The 21,961-nt window shown below is 56.5% G+C and carries 21 protein-coding genes and 2 tRNA genes; 18 read left to right on the top strand and 5 right to left on the bottom strand.

The window, feature by feature from the left end:
- Positions 1-381: 381 nt before the first annotated feature.
- The 3 genes from BBCT_RS09285 to BBCT_RS07460 form a co-directional block, all read right to left on the bottom strand.
- Positions 382-540 carry a hypothetical protein gene (locus BBCT_RS09285; protein WP_003833860.1) on the bottom strand — a complete coding sequence of 53 codons (159 nt, stop codon included), beginning with the start codon at positions 538-540 and terminating at the stop codon, positions 382-384.
- Complete coding sequence (locus BBCT_RS07470) at positions 537-776, bottom strand: helix-turn-helix domain-containing protein (RefSeq protein WP_003833858.1); 240 nt, start codon at positions 774-776, stop codon at positions 537-539. The genes BBCT_RS09285 and BBCT_RS07470 overlap by 4 nt, the downstream gene beginning before the upstream one ends.
- 394 nt (positions 777-1,170) lie before the next feature.
- Positions 1,171-1,247, bottom strand: a tRNA-Met gene (locus BBCT_RS07460).
- A 191-nt stretch (positions 1,248-1,438) separates the two neighbouring features.
- On the opposite strand from BBCT_RS07460, the gene BBCT_RS07455 reads away from it, so the two are divergent.
- From BBCT_RS07455 to nucS, 10 genes are all read left to right on the top strand, one after another.
- The gene (locus tag BBCT_RS07455) at positions 1,439-2,473 is read left to right on the top strand and encodes a homoserine O-succinyltransferase (protein WP_003833856.1); all 1,035 of its coding nucleotides are present in this window, start codon (positions 1,439-1,441) and stop codon (positions 2,471-2,473) included.
- 497 nt (positions 2,474-2,970) lie between these two features.
- The gene (gene atpB, locus BBCT_RS07450; RefSeq protein ID WP_003833854.1) at positions 2,971-3,780 is read left to right on the top strand and encodes a F0F1 ATP synthase subunit A; all 810 of its coding nucleotides are present in this window, start codon (positions 2,971-2,973) and stop codon (positions 3,778-3,780) included.
- Between the two features lie 56 nt (positions 3,781-3,836).
- A complete protein-coding gene (gene atpE / locus BBCT_RS07445) occupies positions 3,837-4,064 on the top strand; it encodes an ATP synthase F0 subunit C (RefSeq protein WP_003809874.1) in 228 nt (75 codons plus the stop codon).
- Between the two features lie 56 nt (positions 4,065-4,120).
- Positions 4,121-4,642: a F0F1 ATP synthase subunit B gene (locus BBCT_RS07440; RefSeq protein WP_003833852.1), complete on the top strand. Its 522-nt coding sequence runs from the start codon at positions 4,121-4,123 to the stop codon at positions 4,640-4,642.
- Between the two features lie 29 nt (positions 4,643-4,671).
- Positions 4,672-5,499, top strand: a complete 828-nt coding sequence (locus BBCT_RS07435) for a F0F1 ATP synthase subunit delta (protein WP_003833850.1) — start codon at positions 4,672-4,674, stop codon at positions 5,497-5,499.
- Between the two features lie 71 nt (positions 5,500-5,570).
- Positions 5,571-7,199: a F0F1 ATP synthase subunit alpha gene (atpA, locus tag BBCT_RS07430; RefSeq protein ID WP_003833848.1), complete on the top strand. Its 1,629-nt coding sequence runs from the start codon at positions 5,571-5,573 to the stop codon at positions 7,197-7,199.
- 3 nt (positions 7,200-7,202) lie between these two features.
- Complete coding sequence (locus BBCT_RS07425) at positions 7,203-8,123, top strand: F0F1 ATP synthase subunit gamma (protein ID WP_003833846.1); 921 nt, start codon at positions 7,203-7,205, stop codon at positions 8,121-8,123.
- Between the two features lie 8 nt (positions 8,124-8,131).
- Positions 8,132-9,613 (top strand): F0F1 ATP synthase subunit beta, encoded by a 1,482-nt coding sequence (atpD, locus tag BBCT_RS07420; protein WP_003833845.1) that lies wholly within the window; start codon positions 8,132-8,134, stop codon positions 9,611-9,613.
- The gene (locus BBCT_RS07415; protein ID WP_003833843.1) at positions 9,613-9,891 is read left to right on the top strand and encodes a F0F1 ATP synthase subunit epsilon; all 279 of its coding nucleotides are present in this window, start codon (positions 9,613-9,615) and stop codon (positions 9,889-9,891) included. Before atpD ends, BBCT_RS07415 begins: the two co-directional genes overlap by 1 nt.
- A gap of 184 nt (positions 9,892-10,075) precedes the next feature.
- Positions 10,076-10,780 carry an endonuclease NucS gene (gene nucS / locus BBCT_RS07410; RefSeq protein WP_033512712.1) on the top strand — a complete coding sequence of 235 codons (705 nt, stop codon included), beginning with the start codon at positions 10,076-10,078 and terminating at the stop codon, positions 10,778-10,780.
- Positions 10,781-10,840: 60 nt separating this feature from the next.
- Here nucS and BBCT_RS07405 read toward each other — a convergent pair whose 3' ends face one another.
- Positions 10,841-11,797, bottom strand: coding sequence for an FKBP-type peptidyl-prolyl cis-trans isomerase (locus tag BBCT_RS07405; protein WP_172620102.1), 957 nt, complete (start codon positions 11,795-11,797; stop codon positions 10,841-10,843).
- Positions 11,798-11,878: 81 nt separating this feature from the next.
- Here BBCT_RS07405 and BBCT_RS07395 point away from each other — a divergent pair, with 81 nt between their 5' ends.
- The 3 genes from BBCT_RS07395 (at position 11,879) to BBCT_RS07385 (ending at position 15,178) form a co-directional block, all read left to right on the top strand.
- The gene (locus tag BBCT_RS07395) at positions 11,879-13,114 is read left to right on the top strand and encodes a hypothetical protein (protein ID WP_003833834.1); all 1,236 of its coding nucleotides are present in this window, start codon (positions 11,879-11,881) and stop codon (positions 13,112-13,114) included.
- Complete coding sequence (locus BBCT_RS07390; RefSeq protein WP_003833832.1) at positions 13,114-14,112, top strand: hypothetical protein; 999 nt, start codon at positions 13,114-13,116, stop codon at positions 14,110-14,112. Before BBCT_RS07395 ends, BBCT_RS07390 begins: the two co-directional genes overlap by 1 nt.
- Positions 14,113-14,215: 103 nt before the next feature.
- On the top strand, positions 14,216-15,178 hold the full coding sequence (locus tag BBCT_RS07385; RefSeq protein WP_003833830.1) for a tetratricopeptide repeat protein: 963 nt from the start codon (positions 14,216-14,218) through the stop codon (positions 15,176-15,178).
- 95 nt (positions 15,179-15,273) lie between these two features.
- Here BBCT_RS07385 and BBCT_RS07380 read toward each other — a convergent pair whose 3' ends face one another.
- Positions 15,274-15,912 carry a CYTH domain-containing protein gene (locus BBCT_RS07380; RefSeq protein WP_003833827.1) on the bottom strand — a complete coding sequence of 213 codons (639 nt, stop codon included), beginning with the start codon at positions 15,910-15,912 and terminating at the stop codon, positions 15,274-15,276.
- A gap of 230 nt (positions 15,913-16,142) precedes the next feature.
- Between BBCT_RS07380 and BBCT_RS07375 the strand changes: the two genes are divergently transcribed.
- From BBCT_RS07375 to BBCT_RS07355, 5 genes are all read left to right on the top strand, one after another.
- Positions 16,143-16,218, top strand: a tRNA-Arg gene (locus BBCT_RS07375).
- A 162-nt stretch (positions 16,219-16,380) separates the two neighbouring features.
- Positions 16,381-16,770, top strand: a complete 390-nt coding sequence (locus BBCT_RS07370; RefSeq protein ID WP_003833824.1) for a Rid family detoxifying hydrolase — start codon at positions 16,381-16,383, stop codon at positions 16,768-16,770.
- Between the two features lie 334 nt (positions 16,771-17,104).
- A complete protein-coding gene (locus BBCT_RS07365; RefSeq protein ID WP_128805849.1) occupies positions 17,105-18,487 on the top strand; it encodes an amino acid permease in 1,383 nt (460 codons plus the stop codon).
- 31 nt (positions 18,488-18,518) lie between these two features.
- Positions 18,519-20,309 (top strand): arginine--tRNA ligase, encoded by a 1,791-nt coding sequence (argS, locus tag BBCT_RS07360; RefSeq protein ID WP_033512710.1) that lies wholly within the window; start codon positions 18,519-18,521, stop codon positions 20,307-20,309.
- A 5-nt stretch (positions 20,310-20,314) separates the two neighbouring features.
- Positions 20,315-21,895, top strand: coding sequence for a diaminopimelate decarboxylase family protein (locus tag BBCT_RS07355; protein WP_033512708.1), 1,581 nt, complete (start codon positions 20,315-20,317; stop codon positions 21,893-21,895).
- Positions 21,896-21,961 lie beyond the last annotated feature (66 nt).

Below are 21,961 nucleotides of genomic sequence, written 5' to 3'. Positions count from 1 at the left end.
TAGGTCAGCGGCCGAAGCCGCGCGCAAGGTCTCGCCGCACAGCCCGGCACGTATGCCGGCGATGGTCCCCAGTTGCGCCCGAACAAGACGCCGTGAAGCGATCTGTATACACCCGCATAGCTCCCCGCTGGGGCCGTGGTAACCGCCCGGCATTCCGGGCGTGTTTGTAACGCGCTGGGCAAGGCGCGGCCGGGTGCTTTATCACGCCTCCCCAGCAACCGACCTTCGGCTGGGTCAAGGGCTATGAAGTTATCGGATGCCGTCAGTCGTCGTCGGTGAGGAACTCACCAAACCGGACGACGGCGAGGGTAATCCCGAGCATGAGGAGCACGAACGGGCTTGCCAGCAGCAGCATGAGGGTCTTGATGAAACGTTTCACGGTCAATCCTCCTCGTTGAAGCAGCGGTTGATCTGTTGCCCAAGATCGTCAAGCTCGTAACCGTTGAACGGGACGCGCACGGTGACTTCTGCCGTCTCAACGATCAGCTCGTAAAAACGTTGACTGCTTTTCCTGTCCACACGTTTGACTGTGACGCTCATCTCACCACCTCCAGCGTCTTATGGCCTAGAAGTTCGTCTACCGAAACTTCCAAACAGTCGGCCATGCGCGACACATCGCGCAAGGTGAAGTTCTTCAGGCCGCGAAGTTTGTTTGAAAGTGCTTGTTCGCTTAACCCGGCTTCGTCCGCAAGTTCGCGCTGCGTCATATGCTTCGCGCGCAACTCTCGTCGAACCAGCTTGGCGATAGTTTGTTGTTCATTGATTACTAAACTCACAGTTAATCAGTAAAGCACGGATGCTTAGACAGTTCAAATATGCTGTGTGTCGCCACAACTAAACCTATGGTTTATAATGAAGGTATGGTTAACACAATGCTTAGAAAAACAAGTACTGGATTAGAGCGGCAAAAAATCGCTGTCGCTAACATTAATTTGCTCTTAGCGGTATCTCGCAAGAAGAAGAAGGATCTGGCCGAGTGCATGGATAAAGTACCTCAGGCTCTCTCAAAGATGCTTCAAAACAAGCAAACATGGTTCTTTGAGGATATGTGCAACGCCGCCGATTTCTTCGGAGTCGGTCTTGAGACGCTGCTAAGAACCGATTTAACGCCGATGAAGGCCGAACAGATATTAAAAAACCGCCGTTCCGATAATGGGAACGACGGTCAATTGGTAGCGGGGCATGGATTTGAACCATGGACCTCTGGGTTATGAGCCCAGCGAGCTACCGAGCTGCTCCACCCCGCGTCGGCTTGTCTTCAAGACAGCTCTATTAACTTTACGATTACTTTCAAATATGTCAAATCGGCGTGTCGTACTCGTTCGACCGTGTGAAATAGCGTCACAAATAGCGCGTTATCCATTTTTCCTATACCCGTTTCGACCGATCGCCGGCGCAGGGGAGTGCGCCATATCCGACTCCGCACCATAATAGAAGTATGCCTATCAAGATTCCCAGCGGCCTTCCGGCCAGAGACATTCTCGACTCCGAGCGCATTTTCGCGCTAGAAAAGCCCGAAGCGGAGCGTCAGCGTGTGCGCCCGCTCAAGCTGGTGATCCTGAATCTCATGCCGAAGAAGGTTGAAACGGAAACACAGCTGCTCCGCCTGATTTCGAAGAGTCCTCTGCAGGTGGAGATCGATTTCATGAAGACCTCCACGCATGAGGGTACGCATGTGAGCGCCGACCATTTAGTAAAGTTTTATGAAAACCTCGACGCGTTCCAAGACAATTATTACGACGGCTTCGTGGTGACGGGTGCTCCCGTCGAGCATCTTGATTTCGAGCAGGTCGATTATTGGGATGAGTTCAAGGAGATTCTCGACTGGGCTTCCACGCATGTGTTCTCCACCATGTATTTGTGCTGGGGTGCGATGGGTGCGCTCAATTACCGCTATAACGTGCGTAAAGAGGATCTTCCGGAGAAGATTTTCGGTGTGTTCCCACAGTATTTGCAGGATGAATACTGCTTCCTGACGAACGGTTTCGACGAGATCTGCCTGCAGCCGCATTCTCGCCTTGCGGGGGTAAACGAAGGTGATGTCGCCCGCAATCCCGAATTGCAGGTGCTTACGTGGGGTCCAAAATCCGGTCCTGGTCTGATCGCCACCCGCGATTTTTCGGAGGTGTTCGCGCTTGGCCATTGGGAGTACGGCAAGTACACCTTGGCCGAGGAGTATGAGCGCGATATGAAGAAGGGGATGACGAACGTGCCGTTCCCAGAAAACTACTTCCCGCATGACGATTCGCATCTTGAGCCGGTGTTCGCGTGGCGTGCCCACGCGAATCTGTTATGGCGTAATTGGCTGAATTGGGTGTATCAGACCACGCCATACGATTTGAGCGAGGTTCCGCAGCTTCGTGCGCAGAAGCGTCTTGGCACGGATCGTTCGATTCGCCATCAGCCGGGTTTGCCGCGTGTCGATGCGTTCGCGCCGTTCGTGCGCGACGGCTACGGTGTGATCCATAGCTGAATCCAACGTCCCTTCCGTAACATTGCGGAAGCCATCGATGCGTTGAATATGCAGATAATTCGCGTGATGCGAATCGCATGATTGTGTGCATCTTTTTGTTTGCGTCAGTCGTATTCGTCTGCGATTTATCGGTGTTGAGCTGAATCAGCTCAAAAATTTCTGACACTCGATAGATATGGTGAAACGTTTTACTGACAACATGCGGTATGCTGGATAACGTCGGCTATCCGACGAATCACAAAGCCGTGCCTAGTTAATCCAGCTTGAAGCGAAACGCCGGAAAAACCAAATGACAGTAAGGAAAACCCTAGGTGTGTGGACGTTGTCTAGACACGGGCTAATAATCCTATCCAGCCATTCGGAGTCGAATGCGTCGCACGGGACTCCGGTCGCGTCGATGCACACTTCGAAGTACGCTTTGGTTAAGTAACCAGAACGTCACATTCGACTCGGTTGTTGGGTTAAACTAACAGCTGACACAAGAGCAGGAGGCGTGAATGATTGGTGCATTGGGAAAAGGCATGCTGACCATCGCTGATGGTCCCGAGATGCCCAGTGTCGATGACTTCCTTCCCGATCCGTTCGTTTTTCAGGGCACGCCGTTCGCCATTAACCGCATCATCCTCGTTCGCATTCTTGCGACCGTCATCATGCTGCTGGTTCTCGGAATTACGGCAAGCCGTGCAAAGCTCATCCCCAGCCGTTGGCAGGGAGCAGTCGAATGGTTGATCGAATTCGTCCGCGACAACATCGTCTATCAGGTGATGGGCGAGCTGCGCGGCAAGCGTTACGTGCCGATGATCACCACCGTGTTCTGCACGTTGCTGGTCTTCAATCTGTGTGGCATCATCCCGGGCTTCAATATCGCGGCAAGCGCAACGATTACGCTGCCGCTGGTATTCGCCATGTGGTGCTTCTGCCAATACTGGATTGCAGGCATTCGTGAAAAGGGTCTCGGCCACTTCCTGAGGGATGAGATCTTCCCGAAGGGCGTTCCGGCCCCGATCTACATTCTGCTGTCCCCGATTCAGCTGCTTGAGCTGCTGATTATTCGCCCATTCTCGTTGACGATCCGACTGTTCGCCAACATGGTTTCGGGCCACTTGATTCTTGCGCTGTGCCTTTCGGCCACGCAGTACTTCCTCATTGATGTGGTGAACAAGGTGTTTATGCCATTCGGCGTCGTCACCTTCGCAGCTGGCATGTTCATGTTCCTGTTCGAGGCGCTGGTCGCTTGCCTGCAGGCTTACATCTTCGCCATTCTGACCACCGCATACATCAACATGAGCTATCCGGAGATCGACTGACCGCCGGCTTTTTAATTGTTGCTTCTTGTCAAGCAATAACCAGAAAGGAAACAATCATGGATATCGTTACCCTCGCTGAGGTTGCCGGCAACCTGAACGTCGTTGGCTACGGCCTCGCCGCCATCGGCCCTGGCATCGGTCTGGGCATCCTGATCGGCAAGACCATCGAAGGCACCGCTCGCCAGCCTGAGCTCGGCAGCCGTCTGCAGACCCTCATGTTCCTGGGTCTGGCATTCGTTGAGGTGCTGGCACTGCTCGGCTTCGTGCTCGCCTTCATCAAGTAAGACTTGATTCAAGGTAACACCGAAGACGCAAACGAACATGAAAGGAGGAAGACACTATGGTGACCGCAGCTAGCGAAATGGAATTGTTCCTTCCGAAAAGCTACGACATTTTCTGGTCGTTGGTCATTCTGATCATCGTCGCCGTGTTCTTCTACAAGTTCTTCCTGCCGAAGTTCCAGGCCGTGTTCGATGAGCGCGCTGCCAAGATCGAAGGTGGCATCGCCAAGGCCGAACAGGCCCAGAAAGATGCCGATGAAGCCAAAGCGAAGTATGAGGCTCAGCTGAGCAAGGCGCGCGTCGATGCATCCAAGATCCGTGACGACGCACGTACGGAGGCATCGCACATCATCGCGGACGCACGTACCCGTGCCGAAAGCGATGCGGCGCAGATCACCGCTACTGCCCAGCGTTCCATCGAATCGCAGCAGCAGCAGGCTCTGGTGAGCCTCAAAGGTGAAGTCGGCGTGCTGGCAACGGCATTGGCCGGCAAGATCCTGGGTAGCAAGCTCGAGAATGACGATGTGCAGTCGTCGATGATCGACCAGATGATCGCCGACATGGACAGCGACAAGAAGTGATCGAAACCTTCAAGAAAGGGAGGTGACCAATGCGAGGAGAAGCATCGCGTATCGCAGATCGCGTTTCGCGTGACTCGCTGGCCCCCAAGCTGTGTAACAGCGGTGAGGACGCATGGCGTATCGGGAACGAGCTGTTCACGATTACCAGCGCGCTTGACCACAACATCCAGCTTGAACGTGCCCTCACCGACCCGTCGCGCCCAGTCGAAGACAAGGTTGCGGTAGTCAAGACCCTGATCGGGAGTCAAGCCCATCCACTGGTGATGGAGATCATGTCCGATCTGGTGTCCCGTCGTTGGAGCCGCGTGTCTGATATCGCCAATGCCGTTGAGGATTTCGGCGTTGACGGCATGATGTACTACGCGGACTACACCAATACGACTTTGCAGGTCTCCGTCGAGCTTGCCGAGTTGCATTCCGCACTGCTCAACCTTCCGGTCGTGCGCACCAAGCTGTATGACGCAACCGTTTCCAGCGAAGCCCGTATCAAGCTGCTGTACAGCTTGATTGGTGACGCGGATTTCACCAAGGTGACCAAGCGTCTGGCTGAGCACGCGACCTGCAATCTGCGCAATCGTCGCTACCTGCAGACCATTCAGTGGCTGATCAACAAGTTCTCCCGACATATGGGCGAATCGATGGTCACTGTTACCACGGCAACGCCGTTGAGCAAGGAGCAGGTGGAAAAGCTCATCGCCATCTATACGGCGAAGACCGACCATCCGGTGCACATCAACTCTGTGGTCGATCCGACCGTCATGGGTGGCATGCGCATCCAGGTGGGCGACGAGGTCACTGACAACACGGTGGTCGCACAGCTGCAGCATCTTCAGCGCACGGTGAAGGCAACCGCCTGACGGTTCGCCGCACGGTGAACAAGCCTGAAACAAGACTTGACTGAATTTATAAACAACAATAAGGAGTGATCATGGCAGAACTTACCATTGATCCCACCACGATACGCAAGGCGCTCGATGAGTTCGTCGAGTCGTACAAGCCGTCGGACACCCCGACCCAGGAGGTCGGTTATGTCGCGACTGCTGGCGACGGCATTGCGCACGTGACGGGACTGCCTGGTTGCATGGCCAATGAGCTGCTGACCTTCGAAGACGGCACGCTTGGCCTGGCGTTCAACCTTGACGCCCGCGAGATCGGTGTGGTTATCCTCGGCGACTTCGCAGGTATCGAAGAAGGCCAGGAAGTGCGTCGTACCGGCGAAGTGCTCTCCGTGCCCGTCGGCGACGGCTACCTTGGCCGCGTCGTGGACCCGCTAGGCAACCCGATTGATGGTCTTGGCGAGATCAAGACCGAAGGCCGTCGTATTCTCGAGGCCCAGGCACCTGACGTTATGCATCGTCATCCAGTTGACGAGCCAATGTCCACCGGTCTGAAGGCCATCGACGCAATGACGCCTATCGGCCGTGGCCAGCGCCAGCTTATCATTGGCGACCGCCAGACCGGTAAGACCGCTATCGCAATCGATACGATCATCAACCAGAAGCGTAACTGGGAATCCGGCGACCCGAAGAAGCAGGTGCGTTGCATCTACGTGGCCATCGGTCAGAAGGGCTCCACCATCGCATCGGTGAAGCAGTCCCTCGAAGAATCCGGTGCCATGGAGTACACCACCATTGTGGCCTCACCGGCTTCCGATTCCGCAGGCTTCAAGTACATCGCACCGTACACCGGTTCCGCCATCGGACAGCACTGGATGTACAACGGCAAGCACGTGCTCATCGTCTTCGACGATCTGTCGAAGCAGGCTGAGGCTTACCGTTCGATTTCCCTGCTGCTGCGCCGCCCGCCGGGACGTGAGGCATACCCGGGCGATGTGTTCTACCTGCACTCCCGTCTGCTCGAACGTTGCGCCAAGGTTTCCGATGACCTCGGCGGCGGTTCGATGACCGGCCTGCCGATCGTCGAAACCAAGGCAAACGACGTGTCCGCTTACATTCCGACCAACGTGATTTCCATCACCGACGGTCAGATCTTCCTGCAGTCCGACCTGTTCAACGCGAACCAGCGTCCGGCTGTCGACGTCGGTATCTCCGTGTCCCGAGTCGGTGGCGCGGCACAGACCAAGGCGTTGAAGAAGGTCTCCGGTACGCTGAAGATCTCCTTGGCCCAGTACCGTTCCCTGGAATCCTTCGCCATGTTCGCATCCGACTTGGATGCGGCTTCGAAGGCCCAGCTGAACCGCGGCTCCCACCTGACCGAGCTGCTCAAGCAGCCGCAGTTCTCCCCGTATTCCATGGAACAGGAAGTCGTCTCCGTGTGGGCCGGCACCCATGGCAAGATGGATGACCTGCCGCTGAACGACGTGCTGCCGTTCGAGAAGGCCATGCTGGACTACTTGGACCACAACACCGATATTCTCAAGACCATCCGCGAGACCGAAGACTTCACCGCCGACACCGAGGCTGCCCTCGACAAGGCTGTGGAAGCGTTCCGTGAGACCTTCGTAACCAGCGCGGGCAAGCCGCTGGTCGAGAAGAAGTCTGACATCAAAAACGCTACTCCGGTCGAGCAGGAAAAGATCGTCGCAGGAGAGAAGTGATCCATGGGCTCGCAACTCGCATTGAAATCTAGGATCGCCTCCACCGCGTCGTTGGAGAAAATCTTCAACGCGCAGGAGATGATCGCGTCTTCGCACATCGCCAAGGCACGTGACGTCGCCTTGAACGCGAAGCCGTATACCGATGCGATTTTCGACGCCGTGCAAGCGCTGGTGGCCCATACCCATATCGACCATCCGATCGTGAAGAAGGACGAGGACAACCCTCGCGTGGCTGTCCTCGCCCTCACCTCGGATCGTGGTATGGCAGGACCGTACACCTCCTCGATCATCCGCGAAACGGAATCGCTGCTGGCCCGCCTCGATGCGGCAGGCAAGCAGCCGGAACTGTATGTGTATGGTCGTCGCGGTGTGACGTACTACAAGTACCGCAATCGTGATGTTGCCGGTACTTGGGAAGGCGATACCGACCAGCCCGGCGTAGAAGTCGCAGAGTCCATCTCGAAGGCACTGATGGACGCCTACATGAAGCCGGCGAGCGAGGGTGGAGTTTCCGAACTCTACATCGTGTTCACCGAATTCGTGAATATGGTTGTTCAGAAGGTGCGCGTGCTGCGTATGCTGCCCGTTGAACTCGTGCTTCCGGAACAGCAGGATTCCGGTCCTGTGTCCGAATCCGATGCCGATGCCGCGACCCCGCTTTATGCGTTCGAGCCGAGCGTCGACGAAGTGCTTGACGCGATTCTGCCGAAGTACATCCAGTCCCGTATTCATGAATGCCTGCTCACCGCGGCGGCATCCGAGACTGCAAGCCGACAGAACGCTATGCATACGGCTACAGACAATGCCCGCAGCCTGATCGACGACCTGACCCGCAAGCTCAACGCTTCGCGACAGGCTTCGATTACCCAGGAACTTACCGAAATCATCGGCAGCGCCGACGCGCTGAATAAGAAGGAAGAGTAGGAACGCATATGGCTGAGAATCAGACCACAGCGGCTCCCGAGACGGCTGCAGAGCCGACCGCTGGACGCGTCACGCGTATTCAGGGTTCGGTTATCGACGTCGAATTCCCGGTGGGCCACCTGCCCGACATTTATAACGCACTTACCGTTGAGCTGACCAACACAGCCAACGAAGAGGGCGAAACCACGAAGAAGATCACGCTTGAGGTCGAACAGCACCTCGGCGACTCCACCGTGCGTACCGTGGCATTGAAGCCGACCGACGGCCTCGTTCGTGGCGCCACCGTGCTTGACACCGGCGGTCCGATCTCCGTTCCTGTTGGCGATGTCACCAAAGGCCACGTGTTCGACGTGTCCGGCAACATCCTCAACAAGAAGGATGACGAGACCATCACGGTCACCGAGCGTTGGCCTATCCACCGCAACCCGCCGGCATTCGATCAGCTGGAATCCAAGACCCAGATGTTCGAAACCGGTATCAAGGTCATCGATCTGCTGACCCCGTACGTGCAGGGCGGCAAGATCGGTCTGTTCGGTGGCGCAGGCGTCGGCAAGACCGTGCTTATTCAGGAAATGATCCAGCGAGTCGCCCAGAACCACGGCGGTGTGTCCGTGTTCGCAGGCGTCGGCGAGCGTACCCGTGAGGGTAACGATCTGATCGGCGAAATGGATGAGGCTGGCGTTCTTGAGAAGACCGCACTGGTCTTCGGCCAGATGGATGAGCAGCCGGGTACCCGTCTGCGCGTGCCGCTGACCGCATTGACCATGGCAGAGTACTTCCGTGACGTGCAGAATCAGGATGTGTTGCTGTTCATCGATAACATCTTCCGTTTCACCCAGGCTGGTTCTGAGGTGTCCACCCTGCTCGGCCGTATGCCGTCCGCAGTGGGCTACCAGCCGAACTTGGCTGACGAAATGGGTGCCCTGCAGGAGCGAATCACTTCGACCCGCGGTCACTCCATCACCTCGCTGCAGGCCATCTACGTGCCGGCTGATGATTATACCGACCCGGCTCCTGCAACGACCTTCGCCCACTTGGATGCAACCACCGAGCTTTCCCGTGACATCGCTTCCAAGGGTATCTACCCGGCAGTGGACCCGCTGAGCTCCACCTCGCGAATCCTTGATCCGCGTTACGTGGGCCAGGCTCACTACGAGTGCGCGAACCGCGTCAAGGCAATCCTGCAGCGTAACAAGGAACTGCAGGACATCATCGCCCTGATCGGTATTGACGAGCTCGGCGAAGAAGACAAGACCACTGTGAACCGTGCTCGTAAGATCGAGCAGTTCCTCGGTCAGAACTTCTACGTCGCTGAAAAGTTCACCGGTCGCCCGGGTTCCTACGTGCCGGCCGACGAGACCATCGAAGCGTTCACCCGTATTTGCGACGGCGTGTACGACGACGTTCCGGAGCAGGCATTCTCCGGCATCGGTGGCATCGACGACCTCGAAAAGAAGTGGCACGACATGCAGAAGGAATACGGTGCGTGATGGCCGGATTGACAATGCAGGTGAACATCGTCGCCGCCGACCACCCCGTGTGGCACGGTACGGCGAAGTCCGTCACCATTCCGGCTTTTGAAGGCGGAATGGGCATCCTGCCCAACCACGAGCCTGTATTGACCGTAATCAAGGAAGGAACCATCGTTGTGGTGGATCCAGATGGCAGCCGTCGCTCCTTCGAAGTGACCGACGGTTTCATCTCCTTCGATTCGAACAAGCTCACCGTTGCGGTTGAGCGTGGACGTGACGTCAAGATGACTGAGTAGCACTCGGTAGCATACTTCTGACGGCCTGTCTGTTGCGATTGCAGCAATTGCATATGATTGCGAGTGATGCAGTTGTAGTGGACAGGCCGTTTTTCTTTTCAAAAAACGGTATTAATCAAAATAAAAAAAAGATTGCCTTATCACTGATTCGGGGCTTACGACAATCATGGTAGGGTAGTGCCTCGTGCGAATTATTGTTGCTGATTGCTCTGCCGAATACTCCGGACGTTTGAACGCGTCCCTGCCGCTTGCCAAGCGCGTGTTGCTCATCAAAGCCGACAACAGTCTGCTGATTTTCTCCGAACTTGGATCATACAAGCCGCTTAATTGGATGGCAGCGCCTTGCACCATCAAAGACATCACTCCGGACCATGCCGACGACGATGTCGAAACGGAAGTTCCACAGAAAGTCATCCGCGCTTCGGCAGATAAATCCAATGACGTGCTCGAAGTAACCTTGCAGCATATTTATTCCGATGAAACGTACGATTTGGGCGAAGATCCGGGACTGATCAAAGATGGCGTCGAAGACCATCTGCAAAAATACTTGGCTGAACAGATCGAACGCATCGGCGAGGGAGCGACGCTCGTGCGCCGCGAATACCCGACTGCCATTGGACCGGTCGACATCATGGCCATCGACGCCAGCGGCAAGCATGTTGCCATCGAAATCAAGAGAAACGGTGGTATCGACGGCGTCGAGCAGCTCACTCGCTACTGCGAACTACTCAATCGCGATCCTCTGCTGGCTCCCGTACGTGGTATTTTCGCCGCGCAGACCATCACTCCGCAGGCCCGCGTGCTTGCCCAAGACCGCGGCTTCGACTGCCTGATCCTCGACTATGACGAGATGAAGGGCACCGAAGACGACTCCTTACGACTCTTCTAGCTTATAAAAAACTCCCTGTTGTTATGCAGGGAGTTTTTTATGCACGAATCGTGATGTAGATCAGTAGGCGGCGAGGATGTCGACGACGAAGACCAGCGTGGAGTTCGCCGGAATCTTATCCTTCGCCTCGCTGCCGTAGCCGAGGCTCGGTGGCACCACCAGCAGCACCTGGGAACCGACGGTGTGGCCGGCCAGACCCTGCTTCCATCCCTTGATCACGCCGTCAAGCGAGAACGTGGAGGATTTGCCACGATCCCACGAGGAATCGAATTGCGTGCCGTCCAGCAGCCAGCCGGTGTAATGCGCCACTACGGTCTGCGTATCCTTGACCTCGGCACCTTCGCCCTTGATCAAATCCTGCGAAACCAACGTGTCGGAACCCTTGTAACCGTTCATGTCGATCGACGGCTTGCCATCCTTTGCAAGCGTGACCTTCGGTAGATCGGTAGGCACATTATGCACCTTCGTGCCCGTTGCCTTCGTCAGATCCTTCGACTTCGACACGATCGTGAGCACCATCAAATATGATGTGCCTGCGGAATTTGAATCGTTCACGCCGAACGCAATCGTGGCGTTAAGCTTCTGATCCTTGAAAATGTTGTAATAATTCTCAGTCATCTGACTGGTGTCGGAAGTGACCACCGTGGAGCAGTCGGGGGTATTGTTCTCCCATGTGCTCGCCAATTCGGAACCGTCCTTGACATTGATGGCGATGCCCTGCGTGCATATGCGGTCGCCGTCTTCGATTTGGTCGCCGTTGCCTTTCTGCAGTACGACGTAGCTGTTGTCTTCCACCGTCATAGGGGTTTTGAAGGAGACGGTCGGCTTTTTGCCAGGCTCGCCCGTGGCGGTCACGCCGGCAATCTGGTTCATCTTCGACGAGGAGTTGGAGGAAGACGATGACGAATCGGAAGATGAATCTGACTTCGCGTTGGAACTTCCGCATGCCGCGAATCCCAGGCACATGATCGTTGTGCAAGCGGCTGCGACGGCTTTGAAAAGAGTAGATTTGCGCATAGGTTCCACCTTAGTGGCAATCATTGATTTTCATAGTTTTTTCAGGCTTTTGCAGAGGGGCAATGTAGAATAGTGAATGCTATGACTTTATTGCAGGAAGAACAGGAAAAGCCGCAGTCCAAGGTGGGTCCCACGCGACACGCCAAGATCATGCGCGGTATTGTCACGCCTATTTTCGGTTTGCTTGCCATTACTTGCATCGTGCTTGGCGTCTTGAATGCGACGATCTGGAAGCCCTCGACACAGGTCTCGGCGTCCGCCACGGTCACGGGACCACAGTATGTGGTCACCGATCCGAATGTGCTGCAATTGGTCGACGATCGCGTCACCATTTCGGCGAAGTCCCGAGACAAATCCGCGAACGTTTGCATCGCCATCGGTTCCGCCCGTGATGTTGCCGGATGGATCGCGGGATCCAAATACGTGCGCGTCACCGGGTTGTCCGACTGGTCTACCCTGTCCACGCTGAAGGCCACGGCTCAGGGCACTGCTGATAATTCCGAAGGCCAGGTCGCGTTCCAGGATTCCGACATGTGGCGCACCGTCAAATGCAATGCCGGTTCCGTTGATATGCAGATCAAGGGTGCTAATACGAACAATGCCGTGGATTCCGTTGCGATTATCGATTACGGCAATCGCAAGGGAGGCTCGGTCACGCTTGATTGGACCCGTCGTTCGATGCTGAATTTCGCCATGCCGTTCTATCTTTCCGGCGGATTGCTGGCAATACTTGCGGTGCTTTCGGCTTCCGTGTTCGCCATGCCTCCGCATAAGCGCCGTAACAAGCGCGCGTTCGCCATGGTTGACGGCATTGGTTCCACGCAGGGTGACGATGACGAGGTTGCCGCATGGGTGAAGAACGCCGAAGCGAGTGCCGCCCGTAGTGATAAGAGTGGGACGAATCGTAAGCGTCGTCGCCATGCGAGCCATCGTGCGACCGGTTCGGAAAACATGCAAAACGAGATGGCGCAACCTACGATTGTCGATCCTTCCGCGCGAAATTTGGTTGCCGACCAGCAGAATGCTGCCACTGATGGCGTTGGTGAAAACGACGATTTCGAACAGACTTCCGTGATCTCGCAAGACGAGCTTGCCGCATATTTCGCCCGTCTCGCACAAGAGGAAAGCAGTGCGGCCGCAGCGTCCTCAGGATCTGTGGAATTTGCGGTATCCGACGAAATCAACGTGCCCAACGAAGTCGACGAAATGGCCGTAACGGCCGAGCCGGCCGAATCCAACGAAACATCCGAAAATGATGAATCTGACGAATCCGACAACGACAAATCCGACGAATCCGACAACGAGGAGGCCAAGTGATGAAGAAGCGTTTCAACGTAATCGCGGCGGTCGTGCTCGCATTGGGAATGGTCGTTGGCATGTGCGGATGCGAGGGGCAGCTGCCGCAGCCGAAAGCCACGCAACATCAGGATGCGCCGAATCTGACCGCCAAGCAGGAGAAAACCATCCGCACGAATATTCTCAAAACGCTTGACCAGTGCAATAACGATCGCAATATCGACGCCCTCGGCTCAATTCTGGAGGGGCCGGAACTTGAGATTCGCACAAGCGAACTTCATGTGGCGCAGGTCACGGGCAATCTTGATCGTAAGACCGCGATTCCAACCGATTTGGCACAGGCCGTGATCTCCACGGACAGTGGATGGCCACGTTCGGTGTTTTCCATCACTTCCACCACAGACGACCAGCAGTCCAAGCGTCTGCTGGTATTCCGCCAGGATTCCGCACGCCAGAACTACAAATTGTGGGGTGTGGCACGACTGTTCTCGGGCGTGAAAATGCCGAGTTTTGAGATTTCCAAAACCGGTAGCGCACAGGGAACGGAAAAAGACACCGGTCTGGTCATGACTCCGAAGGATGCGGTTGCTGCATATGCCGACGTGTTGCAGAACGGTGCGTCCAGCCAGTATGCGCAGAAGTTTGCCGACGACGATTTGCGTGCGAAGCTTGCCGATCTGACCGGACAGGTGCAGAAGGCCATGGAGCTGAACGAGGGATCGCAGCAGCAGGTGTTCACGCCGGTTGACGGTGCCATCAGCGTTATGCGTTCCGCGGATGGTGGCGACTTGGTAGTGGCGCGGATCAATTCCGAATGGACGCGCTCAGCGGGCTCCGGCCGTGAGTCGCAGCCCGCTTCCGATGCGGAAAAAGCGCTGTTTGGCGACGGTCGGGCCACCAGCACCATGAAGACCACGTATGTGAATGTGATCGCGTTGTACGTGCCCCCGGCGAATTCTGACGCGAAGATCACCGCAGTCGGTTCCGAACGTCAGCCGGTCAAGGTTGAGGCGCTGTAATCGTGGCGGTTGCGCGATTGCGCGTAAGCTTGGGGCGAACGTTTGCAATGCGTGTTGCGCTGGGCGCTTAATGTTGTTGATTGTTGATATTTAGGAGGCAAGCATGGCAGGTCAAAGGCCGTTTAATCCGGGAGTTTCCTTGGCGGGAGCCGTCGATCTTGAAGCGTTGAAGCATCAGGTGAAGGCTGAGCCGGGGCAGGCTGGAGGCGCTCCGGCCGCCGGCGGTTACGTGATCGACACTACGGAGAACACGTTCCAGGCCATGGTGCAGACGTCGGCCACGTTCCCGATTCTGCTGCTGTTGTGGGTGCCGACCGATGATCGCCTGTTCGACATGGCACGCCAGTTGGGCGATGCCGTGAACCAGCTGAACGGCCAGATTCAGCTGTCTCGTATCGATATCGCGTCGAATCCGTCGATTGCGCAGGCGTTCCAAGTGCAGGGTGCTCCCGCTTTGTTCGCGTTGATCAACGGCCGTCCGATGCCGATTCTGCAGGGCTTGCCGTCCGCTGAGGAAATGCAGCAGCTTGTGGACGCGGTGATTCCGAATCTGGTTGCCGCCGCCCAACAGGCTGGCGTGACCGGTTCCGCGCCGTATTCGGGCGATCCGGATTCCGATGCGGCGAATTCCGCCGCCGGCGCCCAGGAGCAGGTGCCTCCGGAGCATCAGGAGGCGTATATGTTGGCACAGCAGGGCGATTACGCTGGTGCCGCAGCCGCGTACGAGAAGGTGCTTGAAGCCGATCCGAACGATGCGCGTGCCGCCCGCGAGCGTGCGAAAGCGCTGCTGTTGGCCCGTTCCGCCAATGCGAACGTGCGTGAGGTGCGTGCCGCCGCTGCTGACAATCCCGATGATGTTGAAGCGCAGCTTGCCGTCGCCGACATTGATATGATCGGCGGTCAGATTCAGGATGCGTTCGACCGTTTGCTTGATTTCGTCGCAGCCGGTCACAAGGCTGATATTGAGCCTGTTCGCAAGCGTCTGTTGGAATATTTCACGATTCCTGAGCCGACCGACGAGCGTTTGAAGCGCGCCCGCCGTCGCCTTGCCACGCTCATGTACTGATTCGTTTATTGACTTAGATGCCGTTTTAGGTACCGTTCAACCGTAGGCTGCACAACCAAATCGTTTTTTGCGGCCTACGGTTGTTTTTTAAAAACTTATTCCATACGATTGGTGCCGAAATAGTCGAGGAATTGCGGTCCGTCTGCTTCCAGTTCGTCTTCGAATTCGGATTTCCATCGTGAATATGGATTCGCGGCAAGCCCTTCATTGCTGAACCGCGATTGGTCGGTGATTTCGGTGGTGCAGAATTTCGGAATCACCAGATTGGTGACTGGACCGATGCGTTCCGCTTCCGCAATGATCAGGGGAGCGTTGGTGCCTCCGAACACGTCGATGTTCCAGCCGTCCTCATCGATCCAGTCGGTGAAACGGTTTTTGATGGTTACGTGTCCGCCGCGTTTGATGAGCTCCCCGGCGATGCGCGAATCCAAGTCGCGGCTCGCCTCATAGCGCGTGCCTCCCACGGACGGCCCTTTCACGGTGACTGATCCAATCCGAAATTCGTCGCGATACTTTTCGAGCACGGCCAGCGGGTCGAGGTCCGGAGTCATGGCGATGCGAACGGACTTTGTTTTTAATCGCACGCGCAGCGCGTAATTATCTTGATGAACGTAATAACTTTGCACGATTAATGTCGGACTATCACTGTCATCCAACTGCGTCGGCAGGGCACGGCAGAAAAAACGGCGCGTGTATTCGAAATCGCCTATATTTCTGCCTGAATCCTCAACCATATTTTCAGTCTAGTGGAAAAGACGCGGTAAATAACGTTATTGCGCCGTAAATTATGATGTAATACTCTTCGTTCCCCGTTTTGCACCCGTCGAATCCCCTACATGGTTGGGTGCGTTGCCGAAACCCCATCCATGCTTATTTTGCCAACATAATGATTGAGATTCAAAGACCATTTTTCCGTAAAAAGTGTCGCTTTCATCTCAAGGCAGTGTAAAGTAGGTTGACGCACGGGTTTGTAGCTCAGTGGATAGAGCGTCTGTCTCCGGAACAGAAGGTCGTGGGTTCGATCCCCATCAAGCCCACCACAAAGATATGTGAAGGGCCGGGGCGCAGAGCCGGTATTTGGAACATGGGACAATGCACGTCGATTCCATGGGTACAGTGATTGCTTGAGATTGCGTTGTCGTGGTTTGCCACGGCCTGAACGCAAACAAGATGCAATAACACGTTCTTCAAAGGAGAACATTATGAGCGAGAAGATGGAAGCGGTTGCGACTTCTGAAGCCCCGGCTGCACTGGGCGCATACAGCCAGGCCGTGAAGGCCAACGGTTTCGTGTTCGTCTCAGGCCAGCTGGGCATCGACCCGGCCACCGGCGAACTGGCCGGCGAAACCGCCGGCGAGCAGGCAGCCCAGGCACTGAAGAACATCAAGCACATTCTTGACGCCGCAGGCACCGGCATCGAGCACGTCTGCCGCGCCACCATCTACATGAAGAACGTCGAAGACTTCCACGAGATCGACGACGTGTATGCGCAGGCCTTCATCGGCTCCGTGAAGCCGGCCCGCGTCGCGTTCGGCGGCAACAACATTCCGAAGGGCGCTCTCGTTGAGATCGACGCCATCGCTGTGCTCTGATTTCAGTGCGCTGATTGCAAATCTCCAGGAAATCCTTTTCAGGCTCGTATGCGGTTTCTTACGCTGCATGCGAGCCTGCTTTGTTTATGCAACCTCAGGATTGCCGCTAAAGGATTGCCGCTAAAAGTGAACAGCAGGCAACATGGTTCCACCGATTTCCGTATAGTAATGCGATTGGGTATTGTGCAAACGCAAGAACGCAAGAACGCAAGAACGCGCCCATCCAAATATGAAGGAGCAGTCGCGCATGGCCGAATCGCAAGTCAACGCATCCACTGCAGGCACTGACGCCGCTGAATCCGCTGAAGCCGAGCAGGGTGGTCTTGAACGCAAGATGGAAACCCGCCATCTGACCATGATTTCGCTGGGTGGTGTGATCGGCACTGGCTTGTTCCTCAGCTCCGGCTACACGATTCACCAAGCCGGCCCTCTTGGCGCGATCATCGCGTATGGCATCGGATCCGTGCTTGTGTATTTTGTGATGCTCAGCCTCGGCGAACTGTCGGTGGCTATGCCGTATGCGGGCAGTTTCCACCTGTATGCGAAGCGTTTCATCGGCCCCGGCACCGCGTTCACCATCGCCGTGCTGTACTGGCTGAATTGGGCGGTGGCGCTCGCTTCGGAATTCACGGCAGCCGGTCTGCTGATGCAACGCTGGTTTCCTGATTCGCCCGCGTGGATTTGGTCCGCCGCCTTTATTGCGGTGGTGTTCATGCTCAATATTCTGTCGGTGAGGCTGTATGGCGAGTCGGAATTCTGGTTCGCATCCATTAAGGTGTTTGCAATTATCGCGTTCATTGTGGTCGGCTTGCTTGCCATGTTTGGTGCGATTCCGATTGCCGGCTACGATCATGCTCCGCTGTTTGAGAATTTTTATAATGACGGCTGGCTCCCGAATGGTGTGCTGCCGATTTTTTCGACGCTGTTGACGGTGGTGTTCGCGTTTTCGGGCACTGAGGTCGTTGGTGTTGCGGCGGGGGAGACGAAGGATCCGGCGCAGGCGATTCCGAAGGCCGTGCATACCACGGTGTTGCGTCTCGCGATTTTCTTCATCGGTTCGATTGCGGTGATGTCCGCGCTGATTCCGTGGCATCAGTCGGGTGTCGACACGAGTCCGTTTGTGCTCGTGTTCCAGTCGATCGGCATGCCGTTTGCCGGCGATGTGATGAATTTCGTGGTGTTGACGGCGGTGCTGTCCGCTGCGAATTCCGGCTTGTATGTGTGTTCGCGTATGGTTTGGTCGCTTGCGCAGGAGGGTATGATTCCGCGCGTGCTCGGCAAGACGAATTTTCATGGTGTGCCCGTGTTCGCGGTGCTCTTCAGTATGGCTGGATCGTTGTTGGCGTTGCTGTCTTCTGTGGTTGCCGCTTCGACGGTGTATTTGGCGTTGGTTGCGGTTTCCGGCTTGGCCACGCTGGTGGTGTGGGCGTCGGTTTCCGTCTGCCACTTGCGTTTCCGCAAGCAGTGGCTTGCTCAAGGCCATTCGGTTGACGATTTGAAGTATCGTGCCCCCGGTTTTCCGTTCGTGCCGATCGCTGCGATTGTGATGTGTATTGGCGCATTGGTTTTGGTAATTTGCGATCCGTCGCAGCGCTCCACATTGTTGTATATGATTCCGTTCGTTGCGATCTGCTATATCGGCTATTACGCTTCCGTGGCTTGGCGCAGAAAGCATGGCGAACTGCAGGATGGTACGCGGGGCGGTACGCAAGGCTGATTCTGTCTGCATAATCGGTAGACTTGGAGGAATGAGTCCAGAAGCGCTTAGTGAACTGATTTTCAATATTGCCAACAACCTTGTGAATGAAGGCAAGGCAGGCACCCTGACCACCGATCTCATCCCTCCGCAGGCTAAATTCGCCGTCATGCGTCCAAAGGACCGCGCGCACGGCGATTGGGCGTCGAACGCGGCCATGCAGCTGGCTAAGAAGGCCGGCATGAAGCCTCGCGATTTCGCCGAACTGTTCGCTGCGGAACTTGCCAATGCCGATGGCATCAAGTCCGTGGAAGTGGCCGGCCCCGGCTTCATCAACATTGTGCTTGATTCCGCGTCCGCCGCAGCCGTGGTTGACACTGTGCTTGGCGAGGGCACGAACTACGGCAAGAACGACCATCTTTCCGGCAAGACCCTGAATCTTGAATTCGTGTCCGCCAATCCGACCGGTCCGATCCATATCGGCGGCACCCGTTGGGCTGCGGTCGGTGATTCCATGGCCCGCGTGCTTGAAGCGAACGGCGCCAAGGTGGTGCGCGAATACTATTTCAACGATCACGGCGAGCAGATCAACCGTTTCGCTAAGTCGCTGGTTGCGGCCGCTCACGGTGAGGAAACCCCGATCGACGGCTACAAGGGTGCTTATATCGATGAGATCGCGCGTCGCGTTATCGATGAGGCAAATGCCGACGGTGTTGCGATCCTCGACCTGCCGCGCGTCGACGGTGGCGTTGACAACGATGGCAATCCGTTGGGTGAGGGCGATTCCGAACAGCGTGAGGAGTTCCGCAAGCGTGCGGTACCGATGATGTTCGAAGAAATCCGCAAATCCATGAAGGATTTCCGTGTGAACTTCGACGTATGGTTCCATGAGAACAGCCTGTATTCCGATGGTGAAGTCGACAAGGCGATCGCTGATTTGCGCGAACGTGGCGACATTTACGAAAAGGACGGCGCAACCTGGTTCGAGTCCACCAAGCATGGTGACGACAAGGATCGTGTGATCATCAAATCCGACGGCAACTACGCGTATTTCGCAGCTGATATTGCTTACTATCGCAACAAGCGCCATCGTGACAACGATCCGGCAGACATCGCCATTTACATGCTGGGTGCCGACCATCACGGCTATATCGGCCGCATGATGGCCATGTGCGCCGCGTTCGGCGACGAACCTGGCGAAAACATGCAGATTCTTATCGGCCAGCTCGTCAACGTGCTGAAGGACGGCAAGGCAGTGCGCATGTCGAAGCGCGCCGGCAACGTGGTGACTATCGACGATCTGACCGACGCTATTGGCGTGGATGCTTCTCGTTATTCGTTGGCACGTACCGACTACAATTCCCCGGTCGATATCGATCTGAACCTGCTCGCTTCGCATTCCAACGAGAATCCGGTGTACTACGTGCAGTACGCGCACGCCCGCTCCTGCAATGTGGACCGCAATGCGGCTGCTGCCGGCATCACCTACGAGGGCGCCGACGTGAGCCTGCTCGACACTGCCGCCGACGGCGAAGTGCTTGCCGCACTCGCCCAGTGGCCGGCCCTGCTGCGCGAAGCCGGAGACCTGCGTGCCCCTCACCGTGTGGCCCACTACTTGGAAGACCTCGCAGCCACCTACCACAAGTGGTACAACGTGGAACGCGTGGTTCCCATGGAACTCACCGAGCCGGAAGCTCGCGGCGAACAGGCCGAAGCCCTGCGCATCGCCAAGGCTCCGGAACCGGCTCGTGCGGCCGCACGTTTGAAGCTCAATGACGCCGTCAAGACGGTTATCGCCGAAGGTCTTGACCTGCTTGGCGTCGCAGCCCCAGACAGGATGTGATCGCCATGGCAGTCACCCCCATCTGGCCAGCCGGCTCCAACGTGAACGAGCAAGGTGAAATCACGTTCCATGGCCGCACTGCCGAAAGCCTGCTGAACGAATTTGGCTCACCGCTCTACGTCATCGACACCGATGATGTGCGAGTCCGTGCCACCAAATTCGTCAAATCCGCGGCAAATGCATTCAACAACACCGTAACCCACGTCAGTTTCGCAGGAAAAGCGCTGCTTTCCAAGGAAATCTGCCGTATCGTCACCGAATCCGGCATGCTGATCGACACATGCACCATGGGCGAGATGCGCATCGCGCTCGCCGCAGGCGTTCCCGGAAGGCGACTCGTGCTGCACGGCAACAACAAGTCCGATGCGGAAATCGAACTCGCCATTACCGAAGGCTTCGCCAAAATCGTGGTGGACGAGCCGAACGAGCCGGCCCGTATCGCCGAGATCGCCAAGCGTCTCGGCAAGCGCGCTCGCGTGATGTTGCGTGTTACGTCCGGCATTCATGCGGGCGGCCACGAGTTCGTGTCTACCGCGCATGAGGACCAGAAGTTCGGTGTTGCCTTGCTGCCGGTTGGTGCCGATGCAAGCAAGCTGAACGTGCTTGACGATTTGACTGACGTGACCCCTGCGGGGTCGAACGCACGCCTAGGTGAAAGCGAAACCACTCCGGGCGAAAGCGCAGAACGCCAGCTGCAGTACGACATCAAATACCCGTACGACATGAGCCATGAGAAGGTTTCCGAAGGCGACCGCAAACTCGCCGAAGCCATGACCATGGTGGCTGATGGCCCCGCGCTCGCCGTGTTGAAGGAAATCTACCGCCATCAGGACGTGCTCGAATTGGTTGGCGTGCATTCGCATATCGGATCGAACATTCACGATGCGGACGCCTTTATCCAGGCCGCGAAGCGCATGATGCTGCTACGCAAGACCTTCTACGCTACCGACGCATACACCTTGCCGGAGGTTGATTTGGGCGGCGGCTATTCCGTGGCTTACACCGATGGTGAGGATTCCATGGACCTCGATACGGAACTTGCTCGTCTTGCCAGCGCGGTCACCACCGTGAACCGTGCGCTCGGCATGCCCGCTCCGGTCATTTCGTTCGAACCGGGCCGTTGGACGGTCGCCCCGACCGGCGTCACCCTGTACCGCGTGGGTACGGTCAAGCCGGTGCAGCTTGCTGGAACCGCGAAAGACAAGGCTGGCAATCCGGTTACGGAACGCGTGTACGTGTCTGTCGACGGCGGTATGAGCGACAATATTCGCCCGGCATTGTACGGATCGGATTACACTGCGAAAATCGCCAATCGTGAGGGTTCCAGCGAAACCAAGCTGTGCCGTGTGGTCGGCATGCACTGCGAATCGGGCGATATCATCGTCAACGAGGTGCGTCTTCCTGCCGATATTCAGCGCGGTGACGTGCTGGCGGTGCCTGTTACGGGTGCATACGGTCGTACGATGGCCAGCAACTACAATCAGGCGCTGATTCCTGCGGTTGTTGCCGTATCCGAGCAAGACGCGCATGTGATGATTCGCCGTCAGACGGTCGAAGATCTGCTGGATTGGGATGTGAGTGAATAGCGATTCGTGGCGTTTCGCTCGTGTTTCGTATTGTTCATGGTGATTCGTCTCAAATTGCGGACGCAA

This window comes from Bifidobacterium catenulatum DSM 16992 = JCM 1194 = LMG 11043 (genome assembly GCF_001025195.1).
Lineage (GTDB): Bacteria > Actinomycetota > Actinomycetes > Actinomycetales > Bifidobacteriaceae > Bifidobacterium > Bifidobacterium catenulatum.
The sequence above is the reverse complement of the archived record's forward strand: the minus strand, read 5'-3'. Positions and strand labels throughout refer to the sequence as shown.